A 16,761-nucleotide genomic window follows, 5' to 3' on the forward strand; every position below is an offset into this window, starting at 1 on the left:
ACGCACAGCGGTCACCCTGCGTCCGGTAGCGGTTTGCCAGCCCCGCACAGGGCCGGTATAAAATCCGAACAGAAACTGCCACCCCATCATTTCCTACAGCGCGCAGGGATGCCGCAGCCGGTTGGATGCCGGTGCACAGCGACAGGGGCTGAAACCGGCCCCTGTCGCCGGCGGTCTCCCGAAGCGCCGGTATGGCAGTTTCGGGACAACAACTACAAGCAAGGAAACCGCTATGAAGACCGCAAATTTGCGCTGGGCTCCTCTGGCGCTGTCACTGGCCCTGTGCGCCTGCGGCGAGGCGCCGAAGCCCGACGCATCCGCCGACTCCTCAACGCCCGCTCCCCAGACACAGTTGAGCACCACCCAGGCCGCCACCGAGGCACTGAACATCCCCTACGAAAAGTTCACCCTGCCCAACGGGCTTCGGGTCATCGTGCACGAAGACCGCAAGGCACCGATCGTATCTGTGGGGGTCTGGTACCACGTGGGTTCCAAGGATGAAAAGCCCGGCCGCACCGGTTTCGCCCACCTGTTTGAACACCTGATGTTCAACGGTTCGGAAAACTACAACGACGAATACTTCAAACCCTTCGAGCAGGCCGGGGCCACCGGTATGAACGGCACCACCTGGCTGGACCGCACCAACTACTTTGAAACCGTCCCCAGTAACGCACTGGACATGGCGCTGTGGATGGAGTCGGACCGCATGGGCCACCTGCTCGGCGCCATCACCCAGGAGAAGCTGGACGAGCAGCGCGGCGTGGTCCAGAACGAGAAACGCCAGCGCCAGAACCAGCCCTACGGCAAGGTCTGGGAAAAGATGCAAGCCGCCATATTCCCCGCAGGCCACCCCTACTCCTGGACCACCATCGGCAGCATGGAGGACCTGAACGCAGCCAGCCTGGACGATGTGCACCAGTGGTTCAAAACCTACTACGGTGCCGCCAATACAGTGTTGGTTCTGGCTGGTGATATCGACGTAGAAACGGCCAGGGAGAAAGTGAGTAAATACTTCGGAGACATTCCTGCCGGGCCGCCGCTAATCAAGAAGAAGGCCTGGATCGCCAAGCGAGACGAAACCAAGCGCGAGCAAATGTACGACCGGGTGGCGCAGTCGCGCCTGTACAAGGTGTGGAACACCCCCAACCTGGGACACGAAGATGCCGGCGCTATGGCCCTGGCCGCAGCGGTGCTCGGTGACGGCAAGAACTCGCGCCTCTACAAGCGCTTGGTTTATCAGGACCAGATCGCCACCCGAGTGTACGCCACCGTTGACGAATTCGAGCTGGCCTCGATTTTCCGGGTAGTCGCCGATGCCAAACCCGGCGTCGAGCTGTCCCAAGTGGAATCAGCGATTGAAGAGGAGTTGCAGCGCTTCCTGGAAGAGGGGCCAACCGCGGAGGAGCTGGCACGAGTCAATATGAGCGAGTACGCCACTTACGCGCGCAACCTGGAACAGGTCGGCGGCTGGAACGGCAAAGGCGTAATACTCGCCCGGGGCGAACTCTATCTGAACAACCCCACCGCCTACATGGAGGCCCTGGCCGAGAAACAGAAACTGTCGCCGCAACAAGTGCAGGCCGCGGCTCAGAAATGGCTCTCAAGCGGCGACTACAACCTGGAAGTACACCCCTTCCCGGAATACAAAGTGGCCGACAGCGGCGCCGACAGATCCAAGCTGCCGGATACCGGCGAATTCCCTTCCGTGCCCTTCCCGGAACTACAAACGGCGGAATTGTCCAACGGACTGAAAGTCGTACTGGCAGAACGCAACACTGTACCAATCGTGGACCTGCGCCTGATCTTTGACGCCGGTTATGCCGCCGACCAGGGCAAAAAACTGGGCTCCTCCAGCTACGCCATGTCCATGTTGAAAGAAGGCACCTCAGACTTGAGCGCACTGGAAATCTCCGCCCGCGAGGAAATGCTGGGCGCGCGCATCTCGGCCTTCGCGGCTATCGATACCTCAGAAGTGCGCCTGAATGCCCTCACCGTCAACCTGGACGATTCTCTGGCACTCTTCGCCGATATAGTGCTGAACCCGGCCTTCTCCGACGAGGAAATCGAACGCAAGCGCAGCCGCTGGATCGCCGCCATACAGCAGGAAAAAACCCGGCCAATGGACATGGCATTGCGCAGTCTGCCGCCGCTGCTCTACGGCAAAGACCACGCCTACGGCGTGCCTCTCACCGGCTCCGGTACCGAGGAATCCATCGCATCCCTGACCCGCGGAGACCTGGTCGACTACCACCGCACCTGGATGCGTCCGGACAACGCCACCTTGGTTGCCGTGGGCGATATCACCCTGGACACGCTGGTACAAAAACTGGAAAACCACTTTGCCGACTGGCGCGCACCGGACGTTCCTCTGCCACAGAAAAACCTAGCGGAAGTGGCGCACCCGGAAAAAGCCAGTGTCTTCCTAATTGACAAACCCGGCTCCGAACAGTCCATCATTATCGGCGGCCTTCTGGCGCCCTCGGAAAAAACCCCCGAGCGCGAAGCCCTGCACATGATGAACGACATCCTCGGCGGTACCTTCACCGCGCGCATCAATATGAATCTGCGCGAGGAGAAACACTGGGCTTATGGAGCCTACTCTTTCTTCACCGGCGCCAAGAGCCAACAGCCGCTTTTGGTCTACGCACCAGTGCAGACCGATAAAACCGCGGAATCCCTGACAGAACTGCAAAAGGAACTGCGCTCCTATATCGGCAATGCGCCAGCCACCGAGGAAGAACTCAGCAAGGTAAAAGCCAAGCGCATCAATGAACTACCAGGGCGCTTTGAAACCATACAAGCAGTCTCCGGTGCGGTTGCGAGCATGGTTACCTATGAGCGGCCGCTGAACTACATGAACGGCTACGCCGAGCTGATCCGCAACACCGATCTGGAGACCATTCACGACCTGGCGCGGCAGATCATCAAACCGGATCAGTTCACCTGGGTGATTGTGGGGGATAAGAACAAGATCGAGGAAAAGATCCGCAGCCTGAATATCGGCCCCATTGCGGAGCTGGATGCCGACGGCAACCGGATGCCGTCCCTGGCCGCGAACTGAGAAGTCACCTCTGAGTCATGAGCAACAGGGCTGCTGACTCAGGGGCCCGATCAGAAAATGGACGGCGCAAATAAGGCTCGTATCTTCTGTATCCGGCATATTTGCGCTGTCCACCTACTGCCTGAGCGCCCCGAGGCACTCTTGATGATTCCGGGTGCTTTCACTGGTATCGGAGCGCTCAGTATCCAAGCCCCGTCCAAACGGCTCCTATTCCTCTCCGACAGTCTCTTCTTTCTGCGCCTCACGCAAAGACTGTAAACGCTCACTGGTTTCAGCGGCTGTTTCCCGGCGCGGCGACAAATCTCGCACACCGCCAGTTTTCTCGCTCAACGCGTTTTTTATCGCCTGCTGCTCAGCACTGTAATCCGGCGCCAGTGTCAGTTTAGGCGCATTACTGTTGAAACCGATCAACACCCAGATAAAAAACAACAGACATAAAAAGCGGATCACCAGACTGCGGTCGAGCAACCAGTGCATCCCATCTCCCCGTGCGTGGAGCAACCGCACACGGAAAAAGACATTGATGGCCAATAGCGCGCAGGCGGCAATCACCACCCAGGAAGCCAGGCCGCCGAGCACGGCGACCAGCCAGTTGGAAATTTGCGAATTGAAATCCATCACAGCGCCCCTTTACTGGCGTTTCTTCGCAACATGCTTGACTTCATTACTGAAAACAGCCTGCTGCAGGCCAATAGTACCCAGCGCTTCCACCGGCACAAACACCTTGTTGTCGGACTCCGCCATGGCTTCGAGCACCTCCAGGGTACGGTAGGCCAAGTACTTGTCGGTGACCGATTTCGCCAGCAGATCATTCACCTCTTTCTGTCCCAGAGCTTTTTCCCTGGCGATAGCGCGATTCATCTTCTCCCGTTCCAGATCCCGCTCCATTTGAATTTTCTGAATTTCGAACTGGGCTTTTTCCTGCTCGATCAGCTCGCGGCGCTCGGCAGCGCGCTCTTTGGCTTCGGTTATAACCTTCGGAAACTGTACATCGGCAAGCCCCAGGCGCTTAATCACGATCGGTGTGCCCTTGAGAGCCTCCTTAACTTCGGAAAACAACTCCTGGCTCAGCGCTTCACGGCTGGACGCGATCTCATTGATGGAATACTTGGCAACCACCCGGCGCACAACATCACGAATAACCGGCTGCGCGTAGGTACCGTATATATGATTGACCGATATATTGTTGTTGGTCGGAGGAATGCGATCAAAGATATTATCGATCATCTCGTTATTGACAGCGCCCGTCATCCGCACGTCGAAACTCATATTCAGCTGATCTTTGGGCATAAACAACTGGAATTGTTCTCTGTGCCCAAAATCGGCTGTGGCAAGAGTAATCAGCTTGTCACAGTAGTAGAAACACATATCCAGACGGAACTTGGACGGTGGCACCGTCTCGGGTTTATAGCCATTCTTGGTCAGTATTTTCCCCACGTGGGCCGGCGGAACTTCCACCCGATCTCCGCAGGCAGAGAGTCCCAGCGCAACAACAACAAGAATCCAGACCCATACTGATCGCATACAAAATCTCCGTATATCTTTTTTAATTTTCAAATAGGATAAGATATGTCAGCCGCCACAGGGGCACAAGTGATTTCCCTTTGGCCTGCGCCAGCGTATCCCGGTAATTCATCAATCAGAGAAGCTTATGGAACTGGAATTTATCACCGCAACCCTATTTAACCTGGGGATCAACCTGCTCTATACCCTACTAGCTCTGCTGATCGGTATGGCGGCTCTGATCGCAATCGACAAGAAGCTGCTCAAGCATGTGGATATCGAGGGCGAATTGAAAAACGGCAATATTGCCGTGGCCATCTTTGCCTCGACCATACTGATCTTCGTCGCTCTGATCATATCCTTCGGGCTCAAGGGTTAAGTGGTATGCGTGGCTGGCTCTTTATCGCTTGCCTCGGCACCCTGCTCACACTGCCGGACCTGGCCGTGAAACTGACACAGCGGCGGGAAGCGGCAACTACCGGACGGCAACTGGAAGAAGCGCTCGATCAGCGGCTCAATATCAATGCACCGGGCAGTGTCCAGCGGGATCGCCAGTACGGTGTGGTCAGGGTTGTCGGCACCAGCCGTCCCCTGCCGGAAGAGACGATTCAACAGATTGTCGCCCGGCGCAGCCGCGAGCAGAGCGCCTATGTATCGGTGTGGAACTGGCAGGGCATCCCCCAGGTCACAGCCTCGGCCCGCGGCCTGGACAACAAACACCACTTCGCCAACAGCTATCTGGTCGGCTTCCGCCCCTTCAACACCAAACAGCTGTGGGTGCCGCTGTATACCCTCGCCATCCGCAAGGAATACCAGTACGACCACTTACAGTACGCGGGCCTTACAGATATCTGGCAGACCTCCCGCCAGGCCTTCTACCAAAAACGGGGCGACTGCGAAGACCACGCCATACTGCTGGCGGACTGGCTGATTGAGCTGGGTGTGGACGCCCGGGTGGTACTCGGTACCCACAACGGCGAGGGCCACGCCTGGGTGGTGGCGATTGTCGATAACAAAGAGTACCTGCTGGAAGCCACCAGCAAGCGCCGACTGTCCAACTGGCAGGCACTGCCGCTGGCGGCGCTGACAGAAGGCTACGAGCCCGAATTCCAGTTCAATCGCCACTTCTTCTGGGCCAAGAAAGACACTCGTCCAACGCGCAAATACCGCGGCAGCCACTGGGTGAAAAAGTCCCAGTTTATCCGCAGCTGAGCCCGCAAACGGGGCTCAGCCCTTTACCTTGATCCCCCCCTTTGCCATCAGGCCCTCCACTCGCGCCCGGACACCGCTGCACCTGCGCAGAAATTTTTTCATCCACTGCATCCAAACGCAGGGTTAAGCCGTCTTACAGACAATAGACGAAAACCGGAGACCAACCCCATGTGGAAACCACTCGCACTATCCGCCGCTATACTTCTGCCGGGCACCGCCATGGCCGGGGGTATCCACCTCTCAACCGGTGAGGGCGACAACTGTAACGCGGACCTGAACCGGACTGTGCGCGTCGGCCCCGACTTCCTGGAAATCCGTGAAGACAGTGAGAATGCGGACATCCCGGTACGCTTCCAAACACCGACCCAACTGGTAATCGAGGGCCAGGCTATCCAACTCGACGACCGCCAGCAGCAGCTGATGCGGGAATACCACAGCCAACTGCACGGCTCGGGACGGGAAATATTGCTGATCTCCCTGGAAGCGGTCGACCTGGCCTTAAACGGCATATCAGTCGCCCTCACCGCACTCGCCGGGCCTGACCACCCAAACAATGCCGAACTGCAACAGGCATCCGACGACCTCCTGCGCCGGGTTGAAGCCCGGCTCAACGAAGAGGGGGAAATCTACACCTTGGGAGATCCGGATATCGATGCATTAATTGAGCAAACAGTGGAAGAAGAGCTAGAGCCCAAAATCGCAGCGCTGGCCGCGGACTCCGCCGGCACCATCGCCTGGCAGGCACTCAAAGCCGTATTCACCGGCGGTCGCAGTATCGAACAACAAGCCGAAGCGGCTGCGGAAGAAGCGGGAGAAAAAGTGGAACAGCGGGGCAAACAACTGGAACTGAGAGCAAAGCGGCTATGCGGACAACTACAAACCATCGATCAACTCGAGAACACACTCCACAGTGCCATTCCTGAACTGGCGCCCTACGACATTATCAACATCGAATTGTAAAATACCCCCCAAAGATTGGCCGCCCTGCGCGGCCTTTTTTAATCGGATAAGACACACTCAACAGCACACCCGAAACTACAATCTGGAAATCCTAAATTACCTCTTCTGAATATCCACTGCCGTACTATCTGTTTCGGCATACCTGCCCAGATAATTCACCAGACTTGATTCCAGCAGTTTTTTACCTTCCAATTTCGGTATTCCCGCACTTTGGACAATATCCATATTTCTTGTTCATTGGCTAACTCTATCAAGAGCGTTGGCCTACGATAGACCCGGGGTGATTCATCTACCCATCCCCTCCCGGTCACTTCCTAAATTTTTCCTATCTTTGAAAAATACCGTCGCGGGCTTCCTAATAGTGCTGTCACACCCCAATAAAGCTGTATCCACACCGGACTCCGGGTCTACTTATCCGTATAGCAAGCTCCAGCAACAGCGAACTGAATATGCAGTAGACTTTCCATCATTTTTTCAATTGATGGATTTCACATTTTGTTTAGCTATTTTTTAGAGCAGTGTTAACATACTGCCAGCGTGGTGAGTTAAACCAATTTACTGGGTCAATTTCTTTGCTTGGCTTTAACCAGTGCACACCATCTTCCAATGCGTCCTCCTGAAGACTGTATTTATCATTACTTAGGTCTGCCTCAAACTGCTGTAATAATTCTTCAACTGAAGAATTTAGCCTTAGTGCAACCCCCATGTCATAATCAACTAGAATAATTTGACCGTAACTACCTGTATCAGAAGGATCAAGGTCAACGCATAGCAATGAAGTTCCCGAATCGTCCCCAATTGCTATGCGTTTTAAACCAAATGTATAGTCGCTTTTTATCTCATGGTCTGCGTACCTAAGAGGCTCCAAATTATTGCTCGATTTTAATTTTTCTTGAGCCTGAATAATTACGTCTATATCCAAGAATGGAAAACCATAAAAAAGATTTGCAACCTTTTCATTATCGAAGCCATTTCTAGAGCGATACATTTGTTTTAAGCCATTTGGCAGTACAGTACCAACCAATGATTCCAATTGTTCAATTTTAGACTCCTCAGCTGCGCCCTGAAATGCTTCTAAAATTAAGGGAGCTTTTTGCTTCAAAATACTTTCAATATTGCCAAACATTAATTTTCCTCATTAACTGAAAGTGAATCATAACGAATCATGGACACCCACAAAACAAAAAGCTTTCAACGCCAGCCATATTGCAACATTCTCTACCTCATAGAAAATACTGTTTATCCATACATATAAATGGATAGATAAAATGGGACACTCGCGCAAATCCCTGATCTCTCTCGAAGCTACGCCCTACTATCATTGCGTCTCCCGCTGCGTGCGCCGTGCATTCCTGTGTTGACCTGCCCCCAATTTTTAATCCAACCTCGTGTTAGTAATGTTCGTGTTGATAGATTCTTTTTTGTGCGACCTGAACGCTGCTGCAAATTCCGCCGGTGTCTGATAGCCCAGCGATGAGTGTGGCCGCTGCTCGTTGTAGTCTTGCCGCCACTGGCTGATCAGCCCCCGAGCATGAGCCAAGTCCCGAAACCAGTGCTCATTGAGACATTCATCCCGAAATTTGCCGTTGAAACTCTCGATATATCCGTTTTGTGTCGGCCTCCCTGGCTGGATCAACTTTAGCTCAACCCCGTTGCGATAGGCCCACTGATCAAGCGCTTTGCCGGTAAACTCCGGCCCTTGATCTGTCCTGATGGCTTTGGGATAACCACGGAAGGCCGCTATGGCATCCAAACTCCTCACCACCTGCTCTCCAGATATCCCGCTGGCTACCTGAATATCGAGACACTCCTTGGTGAAATCATCGACAATGGTCAGACACTTGATACGACGGCCATTGGCCAGAGCATCCATCACGAAGTCCATCGACCACGTATGGTTCGGGGTTTCCGGTAGCGATAGAGGCTGTCGCTCAACCATAACGCCCTTGCGACGCCTACGTTTGCGGACGGCTAGTCCCGCCTCGTGATATAACCGATAGACCTTCTTATGGTTCACTTTCAGCCCTTCCCGACGCAGCATCTGGTGCACTCGCCGGTAGCCGAATCGCCGTCGCTCGAGTGCTATTTCCTTGATACGTTCAGCCAGTTCAGACTCTGTAGCCTTTTTGGACTGGTATCGCATGGACGCGCGAGATAACCCGACGAGCGAACAGGCCCTACGTTCTGAGATAGTCGTTTCCGACCGCATGATTTGTACGGCCTCGCGCTTGTTGCCGACGGTTAGTACTTTCCCTTAAGGGCAGCCTTCAATGCTTCCTGATCCAATAGAGACTCCGCCAGCAGCTTCTTAAGGCGGGCATTCTCCTGTTCCAAGGCCTTGAGCCGCCGGGCCTCAGATACCTCCAGACCTCCATACTTCTTACGCCAGGTGTAAAAAGTGGCATCCGAAATACTGTACTTGCGGCAAAGCTCTTTCACCGGGATACCGGCCTCAGCTTCCTTCAAGATTGGGATAATCTGTTCTTCAGTAAAACGTTTCTTCATGTTCATCGTCCTCATTGGTGATGAACATTACTAGGATTGAAGTGGACTAGAAAGTGGGGAGCAGGTCATTGGCTGAAAAAAACAAACCAAACACACTCAAAAATCCCACAACAAATACGGAAGATACCTTGAAAGGCACAGGTCCCTCTCCTTATTTTTTTATCAACTTACTTAAGTTCAGGGCTTCTATGAGCTTTGGGTGGGAAGACTAACAAAACAGGACATATTGCGCTATCACACGCCATTACAAATAAAAGACAGAAATAAATAAACTGTCTAAGCTGCAGTTTAAAATTAGAAATTTAATCCGCTGTCAAAATCGCCCTGACAGAAACCAAGGAATGCGCTGTAAATACCAGCATTTATATGCCGCCGGCATCTTAGAGAAATAAAATCGAAAAACAAAAGTCCGAGCAAATTTAATAGAAATAATTCTATTAAAATGCTATCACTTCACTATCCGAACAACATCCAACATCCGATTCGCAAACCCCCACTCGTTATCAAACCAGATCAATATTTTCACCAGCTTCCCGCCAGCCACACGGGTCTGGCTGGCATCGACGATGCCGGAGCGGGGGTCGTGGTTGAAGTCGCAGGATGCGAGGGGTTCTTCGGTGTAGCCGAGGATGCCGTTGTATTCGGTTTCGGCTGCGGATTTTAGCAGTGTGTTGACTTCGCTCTGTGTCACTGTGCGGTTCAACTGCACAGAGAGGTCGATGGCGGAGACGTTGACGGTGGGCACGCGCATTGCCTGGGCTTCGAATTTTCCTGCGAGTTGGGGCAGGATACGTTCGATACCGCGGGCCAGGCCCGTGTCCACTGGGATTATGGAGTTCACCGCTGAACGGGTTTTTCTCAGATCGGTGTGGTGGTAGGCATCAATTACCGGCTGGTCGTTCATCGCCGAGTGGATGGTGGTGATGACACCGGCCTCTATACCGAATGCCTTGTGCAATGCATCGATCACCGGCACGCTGCAATTGGTGGTGCAGGAGGCAGCGGAAATAATTTTTTCTTTGCCGGTGAGGCTGTGGTGATTGACACCGTAGACAATTGTGGCGTCCACATCCCGGCTGGCGGGCTGGGAAAAAAGCACTTTTCGAGCACCGGCTTTTAAGTGCAATTCCGCGCGCTCGCGCTCGAAAAAACTGCCGGTGCACTCCAATACGATATCGATGTTGTGTTTTGACCAGTCCAACTCTTCCAAGCGGTTGTAATGCGTCACTGCAATGGGGTCGCCGTTGACGGTCAAGATGTCATTTTGCACAGCTATGTGGCCGGAAAAACGACCGTGGACGGAATCGTATTTGGTGAGGTGGGCAATAGTGGCGCAGTCGGCCAGTTCGTTGATGGCGACGATTTGTAATTTATCCCGCGCACCGGATTCATAAAGTGCGCGCAGTACGGAACGGCCTATGCGTCCGTAGCCGTTGATGGCAAGTCTGGTTGTAGCTGGCTGTTGGATGGTGGGTTCCTCGGTTTTTATTTCTCTCCCCCGGGTCTTCTCGCTGACGGAGACAGGGGCCCGGGGGAGAAAAACACTCGGTATTTATCCGAGTAGTTTTTTCACGGTTTCGGCCACATTTTCTGCGGTGAAGCCGAAGTGTTTCATCAGCTCGCCGCCGGGGGCGGATTCACCAAAGCTTTCCATGCCGACTATAGCGCCGTCGAAGCCGACAAATTTGTACCAGTAATCCTTGTGCCCGGCCTCTACGGCGACGCGGGCGCGAACAGAGGAAGGCAGTACGGATTCGCGGTAGGATTCATCCTGCTCCATAAAGGCTTCGGCACAGGGCATAGATACCACGCGGATTTTCTTGTCGGACAGCAGTTCTCGGGCCGCCATGGCCAGTTCCACTTCGGAGCCGGTGGCAATAATAATGGCGTCCGGAGTGCCCTCGCAGTCAGCCAGAATATAACCGCCTTTTTCAATCGCTTTCACCTGTCCTTCGTCGCGGCTTTGCGGCGCCAGCCCCTGGCGGCTAAATATCAGTGCGCTGGGGCCGTGTTTGCGCGCCACGGCCATTTTCCAGCTGACCGCAGATTCAGTGGTGTCCGCCGGGCGCCAGGTGTGCAGATTGGGGGTCGAACGCAGAGCGGTGAGCTGCTCTACGGGCTGGTGGGTGGGGCCATCTTCACCGAGACCGATGGAATCGTGGGTGTAAACAAAGATCACCCGCTGTTTCATCAGTGCGGCCATGCGCACGGCATTGCGAGCGTATTCCATGAACATCAGGAAGGTAGCACCGTAGGGAACGAAACCGCCGTGCAGGGCGATGCCGTTCATAATGGCGCTCATGCCGAATTCGCGCACACCGTAATAGATGTAGTTGCCGGAGGCGTCGCCAGCAGTCACGCCTTTGGAGCCCGACCAGATGGTGAGGTTGGAGCCGGCCAGGTCAGCGGAGCCGCCGAGGAATTCCGGCAACAGAGGACCAAACGCATTCAGGGTGTTCTGGCTGGCCTTGCGGGAGGCGATCTTCTCAGCCTTGTCCTGACATTCTTTAATATACTCATCCGCTTTGACGAGGAAGTCCGCCGGCAGCTCGCCGCTCATACGGCGCTCGAACTCCGCCGCAAGTTCCGGGAACTCTTCCCGGTAATCGGCGAAGATATCTTTCCACTCTTCTTCCTGGGCTTCGCCCTTGGCGCGGGCACTCCAGCCTTCATAGATCTCCTGGGGAATCTCGAAAGGAGCGTGGGGCCAGTTGATGGTCTCGCGCACCAGGGCGATTTCATCTTCGCCCAGAGGCGCACCGTGGCACTCTTCGCGGCCCTGCTTGTTCGGAGAGCCAAAACCGATCACCGTCTTGCAGCAGATAATAGTGGGCTTTTCGGTCTCGGCGCGGGCCTCTTCAATCGCCGCCTTGATCGCCGCCGGATCGTGGCCGTCCACACCCGGGATCACGTGCCAGCCGTAGGACTCGAAACGCTTGGGCGTGTCATCGGTGAACCAGCCCTGCACCTCGCCATCGATGGAGATGCCGTTATCGTCGTAGAAGGCAATCAGCTTGCCCAGCCCAAGGGTACCGGCCAGGGAGCAAGCCTCGTGAGAGATGCCCTCCATCAGGCAGCCATCACCCATAAAGACATAGGTGTGGTGGTCGATCAGTTCATAGCCCGGGCGGTTGAACTGGGCGGCCAAAACCTTTTCCGCCAACGCCATGCCCACAGCGTTGGTGATCCCCTGCCCCAAGGGGCCGGTAGTGGTCTCCACGCCCGGCGCATAGCCGTACTCGGGATGGCCCGGAGTTTTGGAGTGCAATTGGCGGAAGTTTTTCAGCTCCTCCATCGGCAGGTCGTAGCCGGACAGATGCAGCAGGGAATAGAGCAGCATGGAGCCATGACCATTGGAGAGCACGAAACGGTCCCGGTCGGCCCAATTCGGGTTGGCCGGATTGTGTTTCAGGTAGTCGTTCCACAGGACTTCGGCGATATCCGCCATGCCCATGGGCGCGCCGGGATGGCCACTTTTGGCTTTTTGGACTGCATCCATGGACAGGGCGCGAACAGCGTTTGCCAGCTCGGTGCGGGACGGGTTGCGGGAAGGCATAGGATCAACTCTCTGAAAGCGAATTGGAGCCGAGCGTATCGGAGATACACCTCGGCAGCGAAAATGTGGCGCGCCCAGGCGCGGCCGCTTTAAAAGGGTGCGTATTTTCCCGTAATCAGCCGCCGGGCGCAAAGGGCGGCCCCTGAAATCCGTAACAATAAAGGCGCCACTCCGCTGCCTGCGTAAGAAGATCAAATTCCATCAAAATCTTTCAATGAATCTATATCAAAAAACTTTGATATATAGGAAACCCCTGCTAGACTCCCCGCCATGCTTGAACCCACGCAAACCCCACACCGCTCTGAAGCCAGCGGTGGCGACATAGCGCAGCTGGCCGCGCGCCTGAAGGCCGCCGGCGATCCGCTGCGCCTGGAGATACTGCGACTGCTGAGTCAGGGCTCCTACAGCGTGCTGGAGCTGTGCCGCATCTTCGACCTGCGCCAGCCGGCACTTTCCCACCACCTGAAGGTGCTGGCCCAGGCGGATCTGGTCACCAAGCGGCGCGAGGGGAACAACCTTTTTTACCGCCGCAGTGGCGACGGTTTGCAACCGCTGTTTGCCGATTTGGACAAACTGTCGTTGCGCGCCGAGCTGGCAGACGGCGTGGAGCGCGTGGCGCGGGAGCGCGCCGAAGCATCACGGCGCTTCTTCGCTGACTACGGCAATCGCTTCCGCGAGCAACAGGAGCTTATCGCCGGTTACGAGGTCTACGGCCCCCAGGTGGCGCAATTGTTAAAGCCCGGCGGTACCGCGCTGGAAGTGGGCCCCGGTGAGGGGGAGTTTCTGGAGGAGTTGGCGGGCCGCTTCGAGCGGGTTACCGCACTGGACCTGTCGCCCACCATGATGGAGCGAGCGCAGCAGTTCGCCGCCAAGCGGGGGCTTGGGAATATTGAATTTATCTGCGGCGACACCCGCGAGGCAGCCGCAAGACCACACAGCGCCGATACCATAGTGGCCAATATGGTGCTGCACCACACCCCGGAACCGGCGCAGATTTTCCAGGACCTGCAGGTGGCGCTGAAGCCCGGTGGGCAGCTGCTGATCGCAGAGCTGCAGGAGCACCGCCAGGATTGGGCCCGCGAAGCCTGTGGCGACCTGTGGCTGGGCTTCGCGCCGGAACAATTGCAGGCCTGGGCCGAGAGCGCGGGGCTGCAGAAGGGGCGCAGTGTCTACAGTGCACTGCGCAACGGTTTTCAGATTCAGATTCGCGAATTTATCAAACCCTGAGGGGCGCGGTGGGTGTCTGCCCCACCAATCAACGGAGAGATCACATGAGTGAATACAAACTGTTTACCTCGGAATCGGTTTCCGAGGGGCACCCGGACAAAATCGCCGACCAGATTTCCGACGCCGTGCTCGACGCCCTGTTGGCGCGGGACAAACAGGCGCGTGTAGCCTGTGAAACCCTGGTGAAAACCGGCATCGCCGTGATTGCCGGCGAAATCTCCACCAGCGCCTGGGTAGACCTGGAAGATCTGGTGCGCAAGGTGATCACCGATATCGGCTACACCTCCTCCGACGTGGGCTACGATGGCGAGACCTGCGGCGTGATTAATGTAATCGGCAAACAATCCGCGGACATCGCCCAGGGGGTAGACCGCGCCAAACCGGAAGATCAGGGAGCTGGCGACCAGGGACTCATGTTCGGCTTCGCCACCGACGAAACCCCAACCTTTATGCCCGCGCCCATCTACTACGCTCACCGCCTGGTCGAACGCCAAGCGGAAGCGCGCAAATCAGGCCTGCTGCCCTGGTTGCGCCCAGACGCCAAGAGCCAGGTAACCTTCCGCTACGACGACCAGGGCAGACCCTGCGCCATCGACGCAGTGGTACTGTCCACCCAGCACAATCCAGACGTCAGCCAGGAAGACCTGCGCGAAGCCGTGCTGGAGCTGATAGTGCACCATGTCTTGCCGTCCTCACTCCTGCACGCGGACACCAAGTACCACATCAACCCCACCGGTAAATTCGAGATCGGCGGCCCCGTTGGCGACTGCGGCCTCACCGGGCGCAAAATCATCGTCGACACATACGGCGGTGCGGCCCGTCACGGTGGCGGCGCCTTCTCCGGCAAGGACCCGTCCAAAGTGGACAGGTCCGCTGCTTACGCCGGCCGCTATGTGGCCAAGAACATCGTCGCCGCCGGTCTAGCCAAGCGCTGCGAAATCCAGGTGTCCTACGCCATCGGCGTGGCTGAACCCACTTCGGTCTCCATCAATACTTTTGGCACCGGTGCGGTGAGCGACGACAAACTGATTCAACTGGTGCGCGAGAATTTCGACCTGCGCCCCTACGCCATCGCCAAAGCGTTAGACCTGCTGCACCCCATGTACCAGCTTACAGCGGCTTACGGCCACTTCGGCCGCGATCCCTTTGAGCACACCTACAGCTGGGTGGACAGCAACGGTGAGGAACGCAGCGAGACCTTTACTGCTTTCCCTTGGGAAAAAACAGATAAAGCTGCAGCACTGCGCGACCAGGCAGGCCTGTAATAGCGGCCACAACCGCTCCCGAAAGCATTACAAATTAATTAGGTTGAGAAATGAACCAAATGAGTACCGAATTCAAAGATTTTAAAGTTGCCGACATCAACCTGGCCGACTGGGGCCGCCGCGAAATAGAAATCGCCGAGGGCGAAATGCCGGCACTGATGGCACTGCGGGAAAAATACCGGGCCGAACAACCACTGGCCGGTGCGCGTATCATGGGCTGTATCCATATGACCATCCAGACAGCGGTTCTAATCGAAACCCTGGTGGCACTGGGTGCCGAAGTACGCTGGTCATCCTGCAATATTTTCTCCACGCAGGACCACGCCGCCGCCGCCATCGCCGCTCGCGGCATTCCGGTTTTTGCCTGGAAAGGTGAAACAGAAGAAGAATACGAGTGGTGCCTGGAGCGCACCGTCGGCGCCGACGTGCCCGGCTGGCAGCCGAACCTGATCCTCGACGACGGCGGCGATCTGACCGAACTGCTGCACCGCAAATACCCCGAAATTCTCGACCAGTGCCACGGCATCAGTGAAGAAACCACCACAGGTGTACACCGTCTGCAGGAAATGCTCCGCTCGGGCACTCTGAAAGTACCGGCAATCAACGTCAATGATTCAGTAACCAAAAGCAAAAACGACAACAAATACGGCTGTCGCCACAGTCTCAACGACGCTATCAAACGCGCCACCGACCATTTGCTGGCCGGTAAAAAAGCGCTGGTCATCGGCTACGGCGACGTGGGTAAAGGCTCTGCCGCCTCTCTGCGCCAGGAAGGCATGATCGTCCGCGTATCCGAGGTTGACCCTATCTGTGCCATGCAGGCCTGCATGGACGGCTTCGAACTGGTGTCTCCCTATATCGATGGGATCAACACCGGCACCGACGAAGGCATTAACAAAGAACTTCTCGGTAATACCGACCTGATTGTCACCACCACCGGCAACACCAACGTGTGCGATGCACAAATGTTGAAAGCGCTCAAAAGCGGGGCCGTGGTGTGCAATATCGGCCATTTTGACAATGAAATTGACACGGCCTACATGCGCGAACACTGGGAATGGCAGGAAGTGAAACCACAGGTGCACAAGGTTATCCGCAACCGCGAAACCAACGATCACCTGCTGCTGCTTTCCGAGGGCCGCTTGGTCAACCTGGGTAACGCCACCGGCCACCCAAGCCGCATCATGGACGGTTCCTTCGCCAACCAAGTGCTGGCGCAGATCCACCTGTTCAAAGAAAAATTCGCCGACCTTCCAGCGGATCAAAAAGTATCCGCGCTCTACGTCAAAGTGTTGCCGAAACAGCTGGATGAGGAAGTGGCACGCTATATGGTGCAGGGCTTCGGCGGCGTAATTACACGTATGACCGAAGACCAGGCCAACTATATCGGCGTTTCCGTGGACGGCCCCTATAAGCCAGAAAGCTATAAATATTAATTATCCCGGTACTGGATTCCGGCGCAGGCCGGAATC

General features: G+C 55.8%; 13 protein-coding genes. 7 read left to right on the plus strand and 6 right to left on the minus strand.

What is annotated here, in order from left to right; genetic code table 11:
* The first annotated feature begins 232 nt into the window (after positions 1–232).
* Positions 233–3,061 carry a M16 family metallopeptidase gene (locus A3224_RS14460; RefSeq protein ID WP_082817553.1) on the plus strand — a complete coding sequence of 943 codons (2,829 nt, stop codon included), beginning with the start codon at positions 233–235 and terminating at the stop codon, positions 3,059–3,061.
* 207 nt (positions 3,062–3,268) lie between these two features.
* Here the strand turns inward: A3224_RS14460 and A3224_RS14465 are convergent, their stop codons facing one another.
* Both A3224_RS14465 and A3224_RS14470 read right to left on the minus strand, forming a co-directional pair.
* Complete coding sequence (locus tag A3224_RS14465; RefSeq protein WP_067156186.1) at positions 3,269–3,679, minus strand: hypothetical protein; 411 nt, start codon at positions 3,677–3,679, stop codon at positions 3,269–3,271.
* Between the two features lie 12 nt (positions 3,680–3,691).
* Complete coding sequence (locus A3224_RS14470) at positions 3,692–4,585, minus strand: SPFH domain-containing protein (protein ID WP_067156189.1); 894 nt, start codon at positions 4,583–4,585, stop codon at positions 3,692–3,694.
* Between the two features lie 127 nt (positions 4,586–4,712).
* On the opposite strand from A3224_RS14470, the gene A3224_RS14475 reads away from it, so the two are divergent.
* The 3 genes from A3224_RS14475 (at position 4,713) to A3224_RS14485 (ending at position 6,736) form a co-directional block, all read left to right on the plus strand.
* Positions 4,713–4,943, plus strand: coding sequence for a DUF350 domain-containing protein (locus A3224_RS14475; RefSeq protein ID WP_067156192.1), 231 nt, complete (start codon positions 4,713–4,715; stop codon positions 4,941–4,943).
* Positions 4,944–4,948: 5 nt separating this feature from the next.
* Positions 4,949–5,776, plus strand: a complete 828-nt coding sequence (locus A3224_RS14480) for a transglutaminase-like domain-containing protein (RefSeq protein ID WP_067156195.1) — start codon at positions 4,949–4,951, stop codon at positions 5,774–5,776.
* Between the two features lie 168 nt (positions 5,777–5,944).
* Complete coding sequence (locus tag A3224_RS14485; RefSeq protein WP_067156198.1) at positions 5,945–6,736, plus strand: DUF2884 family protein; 792 nt, start codon at positions 5,945–5,947, stop codon at positions 6,734–6,736.
* A gap of 499 nt (positions 6,737–7,235) precedes the next feature.
* Here the strand turns inward: A3224_RS14485 and A3224_RS14490 are convergent, their stop codons facing one another.
* The 4 genes from A3224_RS14490 to tkt form a co-directional block, all read right to left on the minus strand.
* Positions 7,236–7,862, minus strand: a complete 627-nt coding sequence (locus A3224_RS14490; RefSeq protein WP_067156203.1) for an SMI1/KNR4 family protein — start codon at positions 7,860–7,862, stop codon at positions 7,236–7,238.
* Between the two features lie 249 nt (positions 7,863–8,111).
* Positions 8,112–9,241 (minus strand): IS3 family transposase gene (locus A3224_RS14495; protein ID WP_407939252.1). Its coding sequence is split into 2 segments (ribosomal slippage): positions 8,112–8,983 and positions 8,983–9,241, totalling 1,131 coding nucleotides; the frame shifts between segments, so codons are not numbered across the junction.
* A 448-nt stretch (positions 9,242–9,689) separates the two neighbouring features.
* Positions 9,690–10,709, minus strand: a complete 1,020-nt coding sequence (gap, locus tag A3224_RS14505; protein ID WP_067156206.1) for a type I glyceraldehyde-3-phosphate dehydrogenase — start codon at positions 10,707–10,709, stop codon at positions 9,690–9,692.
* Between the two features lie 84 nt (positions 10,710–10,793).
* A complete protein-coding gene (tkt, locus tag A3224_RS14510) occupies positions 10,794–12,797 on the minus strand; it encodes a transketolase (RefSeq protein WP_067156209.1) in 2,004 nt (667 codons plus the stop codon).
* 270 nt (positions 12,798–13,067) lie between these two features.
* Here tkt and A3224_RS14515 point away from each other — a divergent pair, with 270 nt between their 5' ends.
* The 3 genes from A3224_RS14515 to ahcY are packed head-to-tail and all read left to right on the plus strand — an operon-like array spanning position 13,068 to position 16,725.
* Positions 13,068–14,024, plus strand: coding sequence for a metalloregulator ArsR/SmtB family transcription factor (locus A3224_RS14515; RefSeq protein WP_067156212.1), 957 nt, complete (start codon positions 13,068–13,070; stop codon positions 14,022–14,024).
* A 44-nt stretch (positions 14,025–14,068) separates the two neighbouring features.
* Positions 14,069–15,289, plus strand: a complete 1,221-nt coding sequence (gene metK, locus A3224_RS14520; protein ID WP_067156215.1) for a methionine adenosyltransferase — start codon at positions 14,069–14,071, stop codon at positions 15,287–15,289.
* Positions 15,290–15,348: 59 nt separating this feature from the next.
* Positions 15,349–16,725 carry an adenosylhomocysteinase gene (gene ahcY / locus A3224_RS14525; protein ID WP_067158089.1) on the plus strand — a complete coding sequence of 459 codons (1,377 nt, stop codon included), beginning with the start codon at positions 15,349–15,351 and terminating at the stop codon, positions 16,723–16,725.
* Positions 16,726–16,761: the final 36 nt, after the last annotated feature.

It is taken from the genome of Microbulbifer thermotolerans (assembly GCF_001617625.1).
GTDB lineage: Bacteria > Pseudomonadota > Gammaproteobacteria > Pseudomonadales > Cellvibrionaceae > Microbulbifer > Microbulbifer thermotolerans.